Origin of the sequence: Chromobacterium alkanivorans, assembly GCF_016937655.1 — a bacterium.
Classification (GTDB): domain Bacteria; phylum Pseudomonadota; class Gammaproteobacteria; order Burkholderiales; family Chromobacteriaceae; genus Chromobacterium; species Chromobacterium alkanivorans.
The window spans coordinates 24479-39025 of sequence record NZ_JAFHKL010000023.1 but is presented as its reverse complement, the minus strand read 5'-3'; the positions used below and the strand labels follow the sequence as shown (position 1 = coordinate 39025).

Sequence of the window (14547 nt, the reverse complement as noted above, 5' to 3'; positions counted from 1 at the left end):
CATTATGCGAACATTTGTTTAATAGACGGCTTTGGCTTCTCTTGCCACTGCGGTGCTTTCCAGTATGTAAAGTTGGTTTAGCAGCAAGAACTCGGACAGCAGCACCTTGGCATTGTCTTCGATCTCTCGGTGTGCTCTTGGATTACGAAACGCCATGAATCCTCCGGTAAATAAGTTGCAGCGCCCAACTTGTTCGGACTTCTCGATGCCAGGCCATGTAAGGAGCGAGTTGTCCCCATTAAATGCCAGAGAAAACAATTTACATCCGGACTCGGTCACCCCTAAGCGCTCTCTGAAGATATCCTCCAGCCTTCGGAAGCCTTGTAGCAGCACATCTGCAGGAGAGACAAAGAATTTTAGCGCTAGGTCGGACAGGCGTGAATCCAGCAAGGCCCAAGGCATCACAGGGTTGAAACGCTGCCAAATAGTCCCCACAGCGTGGGCCTGCGGCTTGATGTCAATGTAGTCATAAAACCGTTGCGGCCTAATGGGGGGTGTGGCACGGATTAGCACCATATCTTTTTGCGTTAACGCCGATGCGTCCAACCGATCTAACAGGTCTGCCGGCACATCAATCTCGTCAAGCTCGACCCCATGGCTTTGCAGAAGGGAAAGCGTGTCAGCCAAAGTTTTCGGACCCTCCCCCCGATAACCCGACGAGAATCCTACCTTGACCGCCATCTCCTCGTCGCCGTTCACAACTAACAAAAAAGAGTGACGTTGCTCTGCTGTTAGCAGGATGGCGTGGCGGATATCATCACCGTACTGCACAAGGCGCTTGATGGCATCAAAGCAGCTACTCGACCCCCCTGCCACGCCTAGATATTGGACGCCAGCCATATTGCTCGTACTCGGCAAGCAAACACCAAGAATCTGCTCAATCATGAGATGCAATCAGGTCATTTGATAATGCCAAAAGGATAACTTGATTGCAGGCCCAACGGTAGAAGGAGACCGATATAGCCACTCAGCCCCGGCGCTTGCCTTGCTCCCACGCCTCCCACCACGGCAACACCTTGGCTGCCGGCATCGGCTTGGCAATGCTGTAGCCCTGGCCCAAGTTGCAGCCAAGCCGCGTCAGCACCGGCCAGTATTCCTTGCGCTCAACGCCTTCCACGATAAAGTCGATAGCGCGGCTCTGGCAGAATACCGCCATGCACTGAATCAAGGAGGCGTTGAAGGAGCCCGGCTCCAGCTCTTGAGCAAACGCCTTGTCCAGCTTGATCTCGGTGATGGGGCAGCTTTTCAGATAGGTAAAGGAAGTGAAGCCCGCGCCGAAGTCGTCTATCGACAAGGACACGCCCTGGGCGTGCAGTTGCTCTATCACCGCCTTGGCTTTGACCGGGTTGATGACCAGCGCGGTTTCCGTCAGCTCCAGCACCAGCAGGCTGGATGGAATCTTGTAGCTGGCCAGCCGTGCCATCACCTCTTCGACGAAGCGATCGTCTTCCAGCATGCGGGCAGAAATGTTAACAGCCACCTTGAACGGCTTGCGCAGCTGGCCGATCCAGCGCTGCTGTTGAGACAGAACCAGTTCCAGCGTCAGATAAGTGAAACGGCTCAGCAGATTGCAGGACTCCAGCGTGGGCATGAAGTCGTCTGGGTTCACCCGCCCTTGCGCCGGACTGTTCCACCTGACCAGGGCTTCGAAGCCGACCACTTCCTCGGTATCCAGCCGAACTTTGGGCTGGTAATGCATTTCCAGTTCGTCGTGCTGGATCGCCCGGGTCAATTGGGTGATCAAGGCCTGGGTGGTTTGTCCCGCCTTGGGCCAGGGTTTGTCGTGCTCTCCCGCGTACAAAGCGACGGCGCCGAGATTGCTTTTGGCCTGGTACATCGCGATATCGGCGCAGGACAACAGCTGCGCGGGATCGCAGCCATGCTGCGGGCACATCGCCACGCCGAAGGAGGCGCCTATCGACAAAGCGTGCTCGCCCACCAGGATGGGCGCGTCCAGCGTGTGCCCCACTTTCTCCGCCAAGGCCAACGCGCACTCCGCGTCGTCCACTTCCAGCAGCAAGGCGGCGAATTCGTCGCCGCCCAGCCGCGCGATGGTGTCCGAGCCGCGCAGCAGGCTGGAGAAGCGCGCGCCCACCTCCCTCAGCACCAGGTCTCCGGCCTGATGGCCCAGCTTGTCGTTGACCTCTTTGAAGCGGTCCAGGTCTATCATCAGCACGGCGAACGGCAGCTGATTGCGGGCGTGCAAGGCGCACAGCTGATCCAGGCGGTCCAGGAACAGATTGCGATTGGGCAACTCGGTCAAGGAGTCGTACAGGCTCCGGTGCTGCAGCAACTGCTCGGTTTCGCGCAGCTTGGCCTGTATCGCCGCCACCCGCACGCCGTCGCTGATGGTTTGGCGCAGCCGGTCTTCGGTCAATTCGAACTTGGGCAGGTATTCGTACACGCCCAGCTTGATCGCCTCGGCGGCGATGCGCTCGTTGCCGGTGCCGGTGACCGCCACGATCAGACAGGATTGATTGCGCTGCTGGATGGAAGGCACCAGTTCGCGGCCGTCGCCGTCGTCCAGCTTGAAGTCCAGGAACACGAAATCAAACAATTCCCGGCCCAATAGGCTCAAGGCGCTGGCCTTGGAGTCCGCTTCGAGAATCTGCGAACACAAGGCGTTCCGATGCAGCAGGCGGATGATGCGTTCGCGGTCGACGTCGTCGTCGTCGACCACCAGCACGCTGACCTGCTGCGGCGCGTCCGCCAGGCATTCGACATCGTCGATCATTGCGATTACCGGGCCGGCAAAACCACGGACTGGGCGTAAGAATGCAGCAGATCCATCAGCTTCACGAACTGCGGGCCCACCGAGGATTTCATCATGTAGCCGGCCACGTTTTCCTCGTAAGCGCGCATGCGGTCCGCGTCGCGCGACGAGGTGGTGAGCACGAAGATCACGGAATTTCGCAGCTGGCTGTCGGCGCGGACGGCCTCAAGAAATTGAAAACCGTCCATGCGCGGCATATTGAGGTCCAGCAGAATCAGGAAGGGACTGTTGATCTGTTTGCTGTCGTGCGTGCCGCGCAGGATCTGCAAGGCTTCCAGGCCGTCGCAGGCGGTCACCATCTTGCAATCCAGCCCCTGACGGCGCACGCCGCGCAGCACGCCCTCGATGGCCACGTCATCGTCATCCACCAGCAAAACCGTGATGTCGCTCGATATCGTCGCGCTCGTCATCATTCCACCTCCTTGAGCGGAAACCGCGGCCAGCGGATGCGGAAACAGGCGCCGCCCAGCACGCCGCTCCTGTCCAGAACCACGGTGCCGCCGTTGCTGTTGACCATGCGGCGGGTCACCGCCAGCCCTACGCCGTGTCCCTCCGCCTGGCTGCTGGCGCGGTGGAACAATTTGAAAATGCGCTCTTCCGAGCCCTCGGGCACGCCAACGCCGTCGTCCTCCACCGTGAACAGATTGAAGCGCCCCTCCTCCACCACCGTGATGCGGATCACGCCCTTGCCGCGTCCATGGTGCTTGCAGGCGTTGGACAGCAAATTGCGGATCGCCAGCGACAAGGGAGTGCGCGCGGCGGGAAACGGCCTGGCCTTGATCTCCACTTCCAGCCGGAAGTCCGGCGAGATGTCGAGAAGCTCCAGCGCCTCGCTCACCAGTTGGCCGGGGTCCACCTCTTCCACGCGTTCCTCCTGGCGCCCTGCCCGCGCGTATTCCAGCAAGTCTTCTATCATGCGTTCGGCGCGGGCGATGCGCTCCTCGGCGCGGACGAAGTTTCTCTCGATGTCGGCGCTGAGCTGGGCCGGGTCCAGATCTTCGCGTATCCACGAAATCAGATCGGCAATGCCGCGCAAGGGCGAGCGCAAATCGTGGGAGGCCACATAGGTGAACTCTTCCAGCTGCGCATTGGCTTGCTGCAAGGTTTCCTCAAATTTCTTGCGCATGGAGATGTCGGTGATCGCGGCCAGCACCTGCCGCTCCCCGTCGGTTTCCAGCGGCGTCAGCCCCACTTCCACCGGGAACTCGCTGCCGTTTCTACGCTGGGCCAGCAGATCGCGGCCCGAGCCCATGGAGCGCACTTCCGGCGCTCTGGCGAAGGCGGCTCGCAAGGCCGGGTGGCCTTCGCGTATGCGCGGCGGCAGCAAAACCTCCACCGGCTGGCCGACCAGTTCGCCGGGCGGGTAGCCGAACATCGCGTCCAGCGTCGGATTGGTCATGGAGATCTTGCCGTCAGAGCCCGCCATCAGCAGGCCGATGGGCAGCGACGCCACCACCTTGGCGAAACGGTGTTCCAGCCGGCGCCGCGGCGTGATGTCGCTGACAAAGGCGACGGCGCAGATTTCATCGCCGTGCGGCATCGACCCCAGGCCGATTTCGATCGGAAACTGGCGTCCGTCGGCATGTTGGGCGAACAGCTCGCGGCCGCTGCCCATGGTTCTTGAGGTGGGATTGGAGAAAAACAGCTGGCGAAAATCGAGATGGCGGCCGCGAATCTCCGCCGGCAACAGCATCTCCACCGCCTGCCCCAGCAATTGCTCCTTGCTGTAGCCAAACATGTTTTCCAGCGCGCTGTTGACGTAAAGCATGCGGCCGTCGGCCGCCACCACCAGCACACCCACCGGGGCGGCCTCGACTACCGAAGCCAGTCCGGCGTTGCCGGAAGCGCCGGTCTCGGGCGCCCTTTCCGGAAATTTGAACGACATGACACCCTGCTTTCGCCTATGTCTTGTTGCTGTAGGTTTAGCATAGGGTTTTCCCGCGCGCTGTTAATTCTGATGTCCTATCCGCGCCAAGGGCAAAGCTTTCCTCAGCCCGCCAGCAAGGCAAGTTCCGCCGCCGCCTCGCGCAGCACCGGCAAGATGCGTAGCAGCAGATCCTCGCGGCTGACGCGCGCCGCCTGCACGCCCACGTTGATCGCCGCCGCGGCGCGGCCGTCGGCGCCGATGATGGGCACGGCGATGGAACGCAGGCCGATTTCCAGCTCCTGATCGATCAAGGCATAGCCCTGCTCCGCCACCCGCGCCAGCTCCGCCTCCAGCGTCGGGCGCTCAACAATGGTGTGCGGCGTGTGCTGGACCAGCCGCGCGCGATCCAGCAACTGGGCCAGCTCGGCGGCGGGCAGCCGGCTCAGCATCGCCCGGCCCATCGAGGTGCAGGCCGCCGGCAGGCGGCTGCCTATGTCCAGGTCCACCGTCATGATGCGGCTGGTGAAGGCGCGCGCGATATAAAGAATGTCGTCGCCGTCCAGGATGGCGATGGAGCTGGACTCGTTGACGCTGCTGCTGACGTGGCGCAACACCGGCTGGCCGGCGCGCGCCAGCGGCGTCGAGCCCAGATAGGCGTGGCCCAGCGCCAGGATGCGCGGGCGCAGGGAGAAATGGCGGCCGTCCTCGCTGTCCACGAAGCCCAGCTTGTTCAGCGTATACAGGCAGCGCCGCACCGCCGCGCGCGGAATGCCGGTGCGCTGGCTGATCTGCGAGGTGGACAGCAGGCGCCGCTGCGCCGAAAACGCCTGAATCACCGCCAGCCCGCGCGCCAGCGAGGCCATGTAGTTGGGGTCGCCGCTGAACGTCTCCTCCACGCCCTCCTCGTCCGCCGCCTCTTGCCACTGTTGCATCTTGACTCCTTTTTTCCGTCTTGAGCGATTACCGCACACTATTGCGATCATCGTATTGACCGCGCGTCCGACGGGCAAGCATGCTGAATGCGCGATTAAAGATATGTTGTTCGATAATCGCACAAAATCCTTTCCATTCACGGCTGCTCGCAGCCTGCAAAGGACAGTCGATGATAGATAAAACGGTAAGTTCAGCCGCCGCCGCCATTGCCGACATCCACGACGACGCCACGGTGATGATCGGCGGCTTCGGCGTCGCCGGCCAGCCGGCGGAGTTGATAGACGCGCTGATAGACCACGGCGCGCGCAACCTCACCATCGTCAACAACAACGCCGGCAACGGCGAGACCGGCCTGGCCGCGCTGCTGCGCGCGCGCCGGGTGCGCAAGATCGTCTGCTCGTTTCCGCGCCAGGCGGATTCCCAGGTGTTCGACGCGCTCTACCGCGCCGGCGACATCGAGCTGGAACTGGTGCCGCAGGGCAATCTGGCCGCGCGCATCCAGGCCGCCGGCGCCGGCCTGGGCGCCATCTTCACGCCCACCGGCTACGGCACCTTGCTGGCGGAGGGCAAGGAAACCCGCCGCATCCATGGCCGCGACTACGTACTGGAATACCCCATCCACGCCGATTTCGCGCTGATCAAGGCCTGTCGCGGCGATCGCTGGGGCAATCTGCAATACCGCAAGGCGGCGCGCAACTTCGGCCCCATCATGGCCGCCGCCGCGCGCCAGACCATCGCCCAGGTGGGACAAGTGCTGCCCTTGGGCGAGATGGACCCGGAAACCGTGGTGACGCCGGGCATCTTCGTTCACAAGCTGGTCTGCGTCGCCGACCGGAACGCGCCTGGAGGCCGGCATGCTTAATCGACTGAACCGCGAACAGATGGCGGCGCGGGTGGCGCGCGACATCCCTGAAGGCGCTTACGTCAATCTGGGCATAGGCCTGCCCACCCGGGTGGCCGATTACCTGCCGCCGGAGCTGGACATCTTCCTGCACAGCGAGAACGGCCTGCTGGGCATGGGGCCGGCGCCTGCGCCAGGCCAGGCGGATCCGGACCTGATCAACGCCGGCAAGGAGCCGGTCACGCTATTGCCCGGCGGCTGTTTCTTCCACCACGGCGACTCCTTCGCCATGATGCGCGGCGGCCATCTGGACATCTGCGTGCTGGGCGCCTTCCAGGTGTCGCGGCGCGGCGACCTGGCCAACTGGCACACCGGCGCGCCGGACGCCATCCCGGCGGTGGGCGGCGCGATGGACCTGGCCATAGGCGCCAAACAGGTGTTCGTGATGATGGAGCACCTGAGCAAGCAAGGCGAATGCAAGCTGGTGGAAGCCTGCGGCTATCCGCTGACCGGCGTCGGCTGCGTCCACCGCGTCTACACCGACCTGGCGGTGATAGACATCAGCGACGGCGAGCTGCTGCTGCGCGAATGCGTGCCCGGCCTGGATTTCGACGAATTGCAGCGGCTGACGCCGGTCAGGCTGACCGACGCCCGCCAAGGAGAGAGACCATGAACCACGCCTATCTCTGCGACGCCATCCGCACCCCCTTCGGCCGCTACGGCGGCGGCCTGTCCGCCTTGCGCGCCGACGATCTGGCCGCCCTGCCGCTGACCGCGCTGCAGCAGCGCAACCCGGGCGTGGACTGGGAGCGGCTGGACGATGTGCTCTACGGCTGCGCCAACCAGGCCGGCGAAGACAACCGCAACGTGGCGCGCATGGCCGCGCTGCTGGCCGGCCTGCCGCCGTCCACGCCGGCCAGCACCGTCAACCGCCTGTGCGGCTCCAGCCTGGACGCCATCGGCCAGGCGGCGCGCGCGATCAAGAGCGGCGAGGCCGAGCTGATCATCGCCGGCGGCGTGGAGAGCATGAGCCGCGCGCCCTATGTGATGGGCAAGGCGGACAGCGCCTTCGCCCGCAATCTGCGCATCGAGGACAGCACCATGGGCTGGCGCTTCGTCAACCCGCTGCTGCGCGAGCGCTACGGCGTGGACAGCATGCCGGAGACGGCGGAAAACGTGGCCGAGCAATTCCGCGTTTCGCGCGCGGACCAGGATGCCTTCGCGCTGCGCAGCCAGCTGCGCGCCGCCGCCGCCCAGGAAGCCGGCAGGCTGGACGATGAATTGATGGAAGCGCTGATTCCGCAAGCCAGGGGCGAGGCGCTGCGCTTTAGCCGCGACGAGCACCCGCGCGCCACCTCGCTGGAGGCCTTGGCCCGGCTCAAGGGCGTGGTGCGGCCCGACGGCAGCGTCACCGCCGGCAACGCCTCCGGCATCAACGACGGCGCTGCGGCGCTGCTGCTGGCCGGCGAAGCCGCCTTGCAACGCCACGGCCTGACGCCGCGCGCCCGAGTGCTGGCCATGGCCTGCGCCGGCGTGGAGCCGCGCATCATGGGCTTCGGCCCGGCGCCGGCGATGCGCAAGGCCCTGGCCCTGGCCGGGCTGCGGCTGGAGCAGATGGACGTGATCGAGCTGAACGAGGCCTTCGCCGCCCAGGCGCTGGCGGTGCTGCGCGAGCTGGGACTGCCGGACGACGCCCCGCACGTCAACCCCAACGGCGGCGCCATCGCCCTCGGTCACCCGCTGGGCGCCAGCGGCGCGCGGCTGGCGGCCACCGCCATGTACCAGCTGCAACGCACCGGCGGCCGCTACGCGCTGTGCAGCATGTGCATAGGCGTGGGGCAAGGCATCGCGTTGATTATCGAGCGCGTCTGAGAACCTGTTTACGATCTGCTGCGCGTCGGCGATACCGCGTCAAAAACAAGCTCAAAATGCTCATGTACCGTATGTACACTCCGCTTTTTCGCTTGTTTTCGCCTTGTCTCGCCTTAGCTCGCGAGAGCGTAAACAGGCTCTGAGAAACTGTTCAAGGTTCGCCGCTCTGGACCGCGACACTTTGAACCTGCTCTGAGAACCGGCTTACCATCAAGCGCGCATCGGCAAGGCGCGACGCGGCGAGCGCCGCCCGCCGCGCGCCCTCTTTCCTCAGGAGGCTCCCATGCAGGACAAGCCCATGGACATCAGCGAATTCATCGACGACAGCCCGCTGTCCCGCTACCAGATCATGGTGTTGACGCTGTGTTTTCTCATCGTGCTGCTGGACGGTTTCGACACCGCCGCCATCGGCTACATCGCGCCCGAGCTGATCGGCCAGTGGGGCATTTCCCGCGGCCAGCTGGCTCCGGCTTTCGGCGCCGGCCTGTTCGGCATGCTGATAGGCAATTTCGCCTTCGGCCCGGTGGCGGACCGCCTGGGCCGCAAACGGGTGTTGCTACTGTGCACGCTGATCTTCGGCCTGGGCACGCTGGCCTCGGCGTGGTCGGATTCGATAGAAACGCTGGCGCTGCTGCGCTTTCTCACCGGCATCGGCCTGGGCGGCGTGCTGCCCAACTGCATCACCCTGAGCTCGGAATACTCGCCGGCGCGCCACCGCATGCTGCTGGTCACCCTCAGTTACGCCGGCTTCACCGCCGGCCTGGCGCTGGGCGGCGGCGTCGCCAGCCAGATCATCCCGCTGTGGGGCTGGCAAGGCGTGCTGACGGCCGGCGGCCTGGCGCCCCTGCTCTTGCTGCCCTTCATGATCTGGCTGTTGCCGGAATCGGTATGCTATCTCGCCGGCAAACCGGACCAGGCCGCCGCGCTGCGCCGCATCGTCGCCCGCATCAATCCGGACCCGCGCTGGCAGGGCCAGGCCTTCCGCCACGAAAACGCCGCCGCGGCCGGCCGCTCCTCGGCCAGCCTGCTGTTCGTCGCCGGCGCGCGCGCCCGCACCCTGCTGCTGTGGCTGACTTTTTTCTGCTGCCTGTTCGTGTTCTACCTGTTGACCAACTGGATGCCCACCATTCTGCGAGACCACGGCTACAGCACGGCGCAGGCGGCGCGCATCAGCGCGATGGTGCCGCTGGGCGGCGCGGTGGGCGGCGTGGTCATGGCCATGTTGATGGACAGGATGGGCGCGCGCAGAGTGCTGCCCTGGCTGTGCCTGCTGGCGGCGCTGGCGCTGTCCGCCGTGGGCGCGGCGCTGGGCGACGGCGGCTGGCTGTTCGCCACCGTGTTCCTGGTGGGCTTCAGCCTGACCGGCGCCTTGAACAATCTGAGCATACTCGCCGCCACCCTCTACCCCACCCAGGCGCGCGCCACCGGGGTAAGCTGGGCGCTGGCCGCCGGCCGCGCCGGCTCCATCATCGGTGCTATGACCGGCGCCCTGCTGTTTGCCGCGGCCGGATCGGCGCACGGCTTTTTCGCCTGGGCCGCCGCGCCGGTGCTGGCCGGCGCGCTGGCCTTGTTCGCGATGGCGCGGCTGGACGCCGCGCCCGCGGTTTTGAAGTCCCAGGCATAGAGAGGAGCCCCCATGCCCATATTGAAACTGGCCAGCCATTCTCTGCACTACCAACAGGACGGCCCGGCCGACGCGCCGGCGCTGCTGCTGTCCAACTCCCTGGGCACCACGCTGGAAATGTGGCGGCCGCAGCTGGCGGCGCTGAGCCGGCGTTACCGCGTGCTGCGTTACGACGCCCGCGGCCATGGCGGCAGCGAAGCCGGACCGGCGACGCCGCGGCTGGCGGACCTCGCCGGCGACGCGCTGTCGCTGCTGGACGCGCTGGACATCGAGCGCGCCCACTTCTGCGGCATTTCGATGGGCGGCCTCACCGGCCTGTGGCTGGGCGTTCACGCGCCGGAACGGCTGCGGAGCCTGACCGTCGGCAACAGCGCCGCCAAGATAGGCGAAACCGAGGCCTGGCGGCAGCGCGCCGCCCAAGTGCGCGCCGAGGGCATGGCCGAGCTGGCCGCCAGCGCGCATCTGCGCTGGTTCAGCGCCGGATTTTGCGCCCAGGCGCCGGACACGGTGGAACAGGCGCGCGCCTGGCTGGCGGCCACCCCGCCGGACGGCTACGCCGCCTGCTGCGAGGCGCTGGCCGACGCCGACCTGCGCGCGGACTTGCCGCGCATCGCCGCGCCCACGCTGCTGATCGCCGGCCGGCAGGACCCGGTCACCACCGCCGCGCAGGCGGAAGCCATGGCCGCGGCGATGCCTGACGCCCGCCTGGCGCTGCTGCCGGCCTCCCACCTGTCCAATCTGGAAGCGCCGTTCGCCTTCGAACAGGCGCTGCTGGCCTTTCTGGACGCTCACTGAGGCGAAGAAACCGATGGAACTGCTCAATCCGCTGTTCCGCCCCGGCCCCGCCGCCGAGGCCTTCGCCCCCCTCGCCGCCATCCAGGCCATGCTGGACGTCGAGGCCGCGCTGGCGCTGGCCGAAGCGGACGCCGGCGTGATTCCGCCGGCCGCGGCGGAGGGCATTGCCGCGCACTGCCGCGCCGAGCGGTTCGATCAGGGCCGGCTGGCGACGGACGCCGCGCTGGCCGGCAATCTGGCGATTCCGCTGGTCCGGCAGCTGACGGCGCTGGTCGCCGCCGCCGATGCCGACGCCGCCCGCTTCGTCCACTGGGGCGTCACCAGCCAGGATGTGCTGGACACCGCCTTGGTGCTGCAATTGCGGCAGGCGCTGCGCGGCATCGGCGCCGATCTCGACGCGCTGATCGACGACTGCGCCGAACGCTGCGCCCGCCATCGCGGCGAAATCATGGCCGGTCGCACCTGGCTGCAACAGGCGCCGCCCACCACCTTGGGGCTGAAGTTCGCCGGCCTGCTGGACGCGCTGCTGCGCCAGCGCGAGCGGCTGCGTCAATTGCGGCCGCGCTTGCTGACGCTGCAATTGGGCGGGGCCGCCGGCACGCTGGCCGCGCTGGAGCCGCATGGGTTGGCGGTGGCCGAGCATCTGGCGCGGCGGCTGGACCTCGCCGCGCCGGACCTGCCCTGGCACAGCCAGCGCGATCGGCTGGCCGAGCTGGCCTGCTGGTGCGCGCTCTTGTGCGGCACGCTGGGCAAACTGGGCCGCGACGTGTCCTTGTCCATGCAAACCGAAATCGCCGAACTGAGCGAGCCGGAGCAGCCGGGCCGCGGCGGCTCGTCCAGCATGCCGCACAAGCGCAATCCGGTGGCCTCGGCGGTATTGCTGGCCGCCGCCGCGCGCGCGCCGGGGCTGGCCGCCACCCTGTTGGCCGCCCAGGCGCAGGAACAGGAGCGCGGCCTGGGCGGCTGGCAGGCGGAGTGGGAAACGCTGCCGGAGCTGCTGTGCCTGTGCGCCGGCGCTTTGCGTCAAGCGGTGGATCTGCTGCGCGGGCTGGAAGTCCACCCCGGCGCGATGCGTCGCAATCTCGAAGCCAGCGGCGGCCTGATCATGGCGGAAGCCGTGACCATGGCGCTGGCGGAACGGCTGGGGCACGCGCAAGCGCATCGCTTGGTGGCGGAATGCTGCCGCCGGGCGCGCCGGCAAGGAGAAAGCCTGGCCGACGCGCTGTGCGGCCATCCGGAATTGTCGGCCTTGCTCAGCGGGGAGGAATTGCACGCGCTATTGGACCCTTCCAACAACCTGGGCGCGGCCGACGCCTTGGTGGAACGGGTGTTGAACCACTACCGGGAGCAAGGGAATGGATGAGCAAGAACGCCGTCGTCGCGGCGAAACAATACGCAGGGAAGTGCTGGGCGACGCCCATGTGGACCGCAGCCTGGCCGGCCGCACCGATTTCAACGGCGACTTCCTGGACCTGATCACCCGCTACGCCTGGGGCGAGATTTGGGAGCGCCCGGGCCTGGCGCGCCGGGAGCGCAGCCTGATCACCATCGCCATGCTGGCCGCGCTGGGCCGGGAGGCGGAACTGAAGCTGCATTTGCGCGCCGCGCGCAACAACGGCGTCAGCCGGGACGAATTGAAGGAAACCCTGCTGCAAGTGGCGGTGTATGGCGGCGTGCCGGCGGCGAACACCGCCTTCCAGCTGGCGGAAGAAGCCTTGGCCGCCACGTCCTGTGACGGCGGCGACGGCTCAGGCGCTTAGCCGCAAACCCTCCAGCAGCGGCTCCAGCGCGTCCAGCGTCTGAGCCAGCGCCTCCGCCGGCCGTTCTGCGCCGGCAGCCCAGCAGGCGCCCTCCACCAACGCGCCGTGGATCAGCCGCGCCAGCGCCCGCGGGTCGGCGCGGCGGATCAGGCCGGCCTCCATCAAGGCGCTCAGGCGCTCGGCGATGGCGCCGACGCACTGTCGCTGGCCGGCCTGCACGTAGTCCGCGCCCAAAACCGCCGGCGCGTCGCGCAACAGGATGCGCTGCGCCTCCGGCGTCGTCACCGCCTGCAGATAGGCGCGGCAGCGTTGCTTGAAGGCTGGCCACGGTTCCGGCGTTTCGCCTTCCGCCCTGGCGATTTCGGCGTCGATTTCAGCGTCCAATGCCTGAGCCACCGCCAGCAACAGCCCTTTCTTGTCGCCAAAATGGTGATAAAGCGCGCCGCGGGTCACGCCGGCGGCGGCGGTCAGCTCGTCCATCACCGCCGCCGCATAACCGTCGGAGCCGAAGCTGAGGCGCGCCGACAGCAATAGCCGGGCCCGGGTTTCCTCCATGGTTTCGCTGCGTGTCTTGCTCTTCATTCCGTTCCCCTGCTTCCGCATTGCCCATCGCTTCGTATTTGACATACGCGGCGTATCTCGATTAGTTTAACATACGTCGCGTATATTAAAACAGCGGGCCGCATAGCTCGTAGAATCGTAAGAGCCCGTTCAAAGGCTCGCGAGCAAGAGCGAGACAAGGCGAAAACCGCTGAGAAAGCGGAATGTACGAGTGGTACATGAGCATTTCGAAGTGGGCACTCATCGCACAATGTCTCTACCGACGCGCAGCAGATCGTAAGCAGGTTCTAAGGTCCGTCCACAAGGAAACCCGATGGCTAACCCCTATCTCAGCTTGTTCTCCCATCCCGGCAGCCTGGCCTTCTCCGCCGCCGCCTGGGTGGCGCGGATGCCTATTTCGATGACCGGCATCGGCATCATCACCATGTTGTCGCAAACCTCGGGCTCCTACTGGCTGGCCGGCGCCGTCGCCGCCACCTTCACCTTCTCGATGGCGCTGCTGGCGCCGCAGGTGTCGCGGGCGGTGGACCGCTACGGCCAACGCCGGGTGCTGCCCGCGGCCACCGCGCTCAGCGTGACGGCGATGTTGTCCTTATTGTTCTGCAGCTGGGCGCAATGGCCAGCCTGGACCTTGTTCGTTTCGGCCGCCTTCGCCGGCTTCATGCCCAGCATGTCGGCGATGGCCCGCGCGCGCTGGACCGAGATCTACCGCGGCTCGCCGCGCTTGCACACCGCGTTTTCGCTGGAGTCGGTGCTGGACGAGGTCTGCTTCATCGTCGGTCCGCCCATCGCCGTCGGCCTGAGCGTGGCCGCGTTTCCGCAGGCCGGCCCGCTGCTGGCCGCGCTGCTGCTGGCCGGCGGCGTCGCCGCCTTCTGCGCGCAAACCGGCACCGAACCGCCGGTGCACCCCGGCGCGCGGGAACGCCGCGGCTCGGTGGCGGCCTTGGCCGGCATGCAAGTGCTGATCCTGGCCCTGGTGGCGCTGGGCGCCATCGCCGGCGCGGTGGACGTGATCAGCGTCGCCTTCGCCCAGCAGCAGGGACAGCCGGCGGCGGCCAGCATCGTGTTGTCGGTGTACGCGATAGGCTCCTGCCTGGCCGGCCTGCTGTTCGGCGCGCGCAAGGCAAGCATGCCGCTGGCGCGGCTCTTTGTCTGGGCCGCCGCCGCCACCGCGCTGGCCACCCTGCCCTTGCTGCTGGTTTCCAATCTATGGCTGCTGACCGCCGGCGTCTTGCTGGCCGGCGTGTTCTTCGCGCCCACCATGATCGTGGCGATGGGTTTGGTGGAGGAAATGGTGCCGCCGGCCCAGTTGACCGAAGGCCTGACCTGGCTGATCACCGGTCTCGCCAGCGGCGTGGCCTTGGGCGCGGCGGTGACCGGCTGGGTGGTGGACCATGCCGGCGTGCGCGCCGGTTTCGGCGTGACCTTGGCCGCCAGCACGTCTATGGTCTTGATCGCCTGGTCCGGCAGGAGGCGCTTGAAAGCGCGGGCCCTCGAACCGGCCCTGGACGGCTGATTGCG

General features: G+C 66.4%; 14 protein-coding genes. 8 read left to right on the top strand and 6 right to left on the bottom strand.

The genetic code is table 11. From position 1 onward, the window contains the following. Positions 1–18: 18 nt before the first annotated feature. From JW897_RS23775 to JW897_RS23755, 5 genes are all read right to left on the bottom strand, one after another. A complete protein-coding gene (locus JW897_RS23775) occupies positions 19–885 on the bottom strand; it encodes a TIGR02391 family protein (RefSeq protein ID WP_205467891.1) in 867 nt (288 codons plus the stop codon). Between the two features lie 82 nt (positions 886–967). Further along, positions 968–2734 carry a putative bifunctional diguanylate cyclase/phosphodiesterase gene (locus JW897_RS23770; protein ID WP_205467890.1) on the bottom strand — a complete coding sequence of 589 codons (1767 nt, stop codon included), beginning with the start codon at positions 2732–2734 and terminating at the stop codon, positions 968–970. A 5-nt stretch (positions 2735–2739) separates the two neighbouring features. Next, positions 2740–3186 carry a response regulator gene (locus tag JW897_RS23765; protein ID WP_231589315.1) on the bottom strand — a complete coding sequence of 149 codons (447 nt, stop codon included), beginning with the start codon at positions 3184–3186 and terminating at the stop codon, positions 2740–2742. After that, complete coding sequence (locus JW897_RS23760; protein WP_053077459.1) at positions 3183–4658, bottom strand: sensor histidine kinase; 1476 nt, start codon at positions 4656–4658, stop codon at positions 3183–3185. The genes JW897_RS23765 and JW897_RS23760 overlap by 4 nt, the downstream gene beginning before the upstream one ends. Positions 4659–4762: 104 nt before the next feature. Then, the gene (locus JW897_RS23755; RefSeq protein ID WP_205467889.1) at positions 4763–5572 is read right to left on the bottom strand and encodes an IclR family transcriptional regulator domain-containing protein; all 810 of its coding nucleotides are present in this window, start codon (positions 5570–5572) and stop codon (positions 4763–4765) included. Positions 5573–5742: 170 nt separating this feature from the next. Between JW897_RS23755 and JW897_RS23750 the strand changes: the two genes are divergently transcribed. From JW897_RS23750 to pcaC, 7 genes are all read left to right on the top strand, one after another. Beyond that, positions 5743–6435 carry a 3-oxoacid CoA-transferase subunit A gene (locus JW897_RS23750; protein WP_048415247.1) on the top strand — a complete coding sequence of 231 codons (693 nt, stop codon included), beginning with the start codon at positions 5743–5745 and terminating at the stop codon, positions 6433–6435. After that, complete coding sequence (locus tag JW897_RS23745) at positions 6428–7087, top strand: 3-oxoacid CoA-transferase subunit B (RefSeq protein WP_205467888.1); 660 nt, start codon at positions 6428–6430, stop codon at positions 7085–7087. Before JW897_RS23750 ends, JW897_RS23745 begins: the two co-directional genes overlap by 8 nt. Then, complete coding sequence (pcaF, locus tag JW897_RS23740) at positions 7084–8286, top strand: 3-oxoadipyl-CoA thiolase (protein WP_205467887.1); 1203 nt, start codon at positions 7084–7086, stop codon at positions 8284–8286. The genes JW897_RS23745 and pcaF overlap by 4 nt, the downstream gene beginning before the upstream one ends. 283 nt (positions 8287–8569) lie before the next feature. Then, the gene (locus tag JW897_RS23735) at positions 8570–9910 is read left to right on the top strand and encodes an MFS transporter (protein WP_205467886.1); all 1341 of its coding nucleotides are present in this window, start codon (positions 8570–8572) and stop codon (positions 9908–9910) included. Positions 9911–9922: 12 nt separating this feature from the next. After that, the gene (pcaD, locus tag JW897_RS23730) at positions 9923–10705 is read left to right on the top strand and encodes a 3-oxoadipate enol-lactonase (RefSeq protein ID WP_205467885.1); all 783 of its coding nucleotides are present in this window, start codon (positions 9923–9925) and stop codon (positions 10703–10705) included. Positions 10706–10718: 13 nt separating this feature from the next. Continuing rightward, positions 10719–12068 (top strand): 3-carboxy-cis,cis-muconate cycloisomerase, encoded by a 1350-nt coding sequence (locus tag JW897_RS23725; protein WP_205467884.1) that lies wholly within the window; start codon positions 10719–10721, stop codon positions 12066–12068. Then, a complete protein-coding gene (gene pcaC, locus JW897_RS23720; protein ID WP_205467883.1) occupies positions 12061–12465 on the top strand; it encodes a 4-carboxymuconolactone decarboxylase in 405 nt (134 codons plus the stop codon). Before JW897_RS23725 ends, pcaC begins: the two co-directional genes overlap by 8 nt. Here pcaC and JW897_RS23715 read toward each other — a convergent pair. Further along, positions 12454–13047, bottom strand: coding sequence for a TetR/AcrR family transcriptional regulator (locus JW897_RS23715; RefSeq protein WP_205467882.1), 594 nt, complete (start codon positions 13045–13047; stop codon positions 12454–12456). The two genes, pcaC and JW897_RS23715, sit on opposite strands and share 12 nt — an antisense overlap. Positions 13048–13339: 292 nt before the next feature. On the opposite strand from JW897_RS23715, the gene JW897_RS23710 reads away from it, so the two are divergent. Then, complete coding sequence (locus JW897_RS23710) at positions 13340–14542, top strand: MFS transporter (protein ID WP_205467881.1); 1203 nt, start codon at positions 13340–13342, stop codon at positions 14540–14542. Positions 14543–14547 lie beyond the last annotated feature (5 nt).

Bases quoted from the DNA above. Each gene is read 5' to 3' on its own strand.
- JW897_RS23760 (WP_053077459.1), bottom strand. From the start codon at position 4,658: ATGTCGTTCAAATTTCCGGAAAGGGCGCCCGAGACCGGCGCTTCCGGC.
- JW897_RS23745 (WP_205467888.1), top strand. From the start codon at position 6,428: ATGCTTAATCGACTGAACCGCGAACAGATGGCGGCGCGGGTGGCGCGC.
- JW897_RS23735 (WP_205467886.1), top strand. From the start codon at position 8,570: ATGCAGGACAAGCCCATGGACATCAGCGAATTCATCGACGACAGCCCG.
- JW897_RS23755 (WP_205467889.1), bottom strand. From the start codon at position 5,572: ATGCAACAGTGGCAAGAGGCGGCGGACGAGGAGGGCGTGGAGGAGACG.
- JW897_RS23710 (WP_205467881.1), top strand. From the start codon at position 13,340: ATGGCTAACCCCTATCTCAGCTTGTTCTCCCATCCCGGCAGCCTGGCC.
- JW897_RS23750 (WP_048415247.1), top strand. From the start codon at position 5,743: ATGATAGATAAAACGGTAAGTTCAGCCGCCGCCGCCATTGCCGACATC.
- JW897_RS23770 (WP_205467890.1), bottom strand. From the start codon at position 2,734: ATGATCGACGATGTCGAATGCCTGGCGGACGCGCCGCAGCAGGTCAGC.
- pcaD (WP_205467885.1), top strand. From the start codon at position 9,923: ATGCCCATATTGAAACTGGCCAGCCATTCTCTGCACTACCAACAGGAC.
- JW897_RS23725 (WP_205467884.1), top strand. From the start codon at position 10,719: ATGGAACTGCTCAATCCGCTGTTCCGCCCCGGCCCCGCCGCCGAGGCC.
- JW897_RS23765 (WP_231589315.1), bottom strand. From the start codon at position 3,186: ATGATGACGAGCGCGACGATATCGAGCGACATCACGGTTTTGCTGGTG.
- pcaC (WP_205467883.1), top strand. From the start codon at position 12,061: ATGGATGAGCAAGAACGCCGTCGTCGCGGCGAAACAATACGCAGGGAA.
- JW897_RS23715 (WP_205467882.1), bottom strand. From the start codon at position 13,047: ATGAAGAGCAAGACACGCAGCGAAACCATGGAGGAAACCCGGGCCCGG.
- pcaF (WP_205467887.1), top strand. From the start codon at position 7,084: ATGAACCACGCCTATCTCTGCGACGCCATCCGCACCCCCTTCGGCCGC.
- JW897_RS23775 (WP_205467891.1), bottom strand. From the start codon at position 885: ATGATTGAGCAGATTCTTGGTGTTTGCTTGCCGAGTACGAGCAATATG.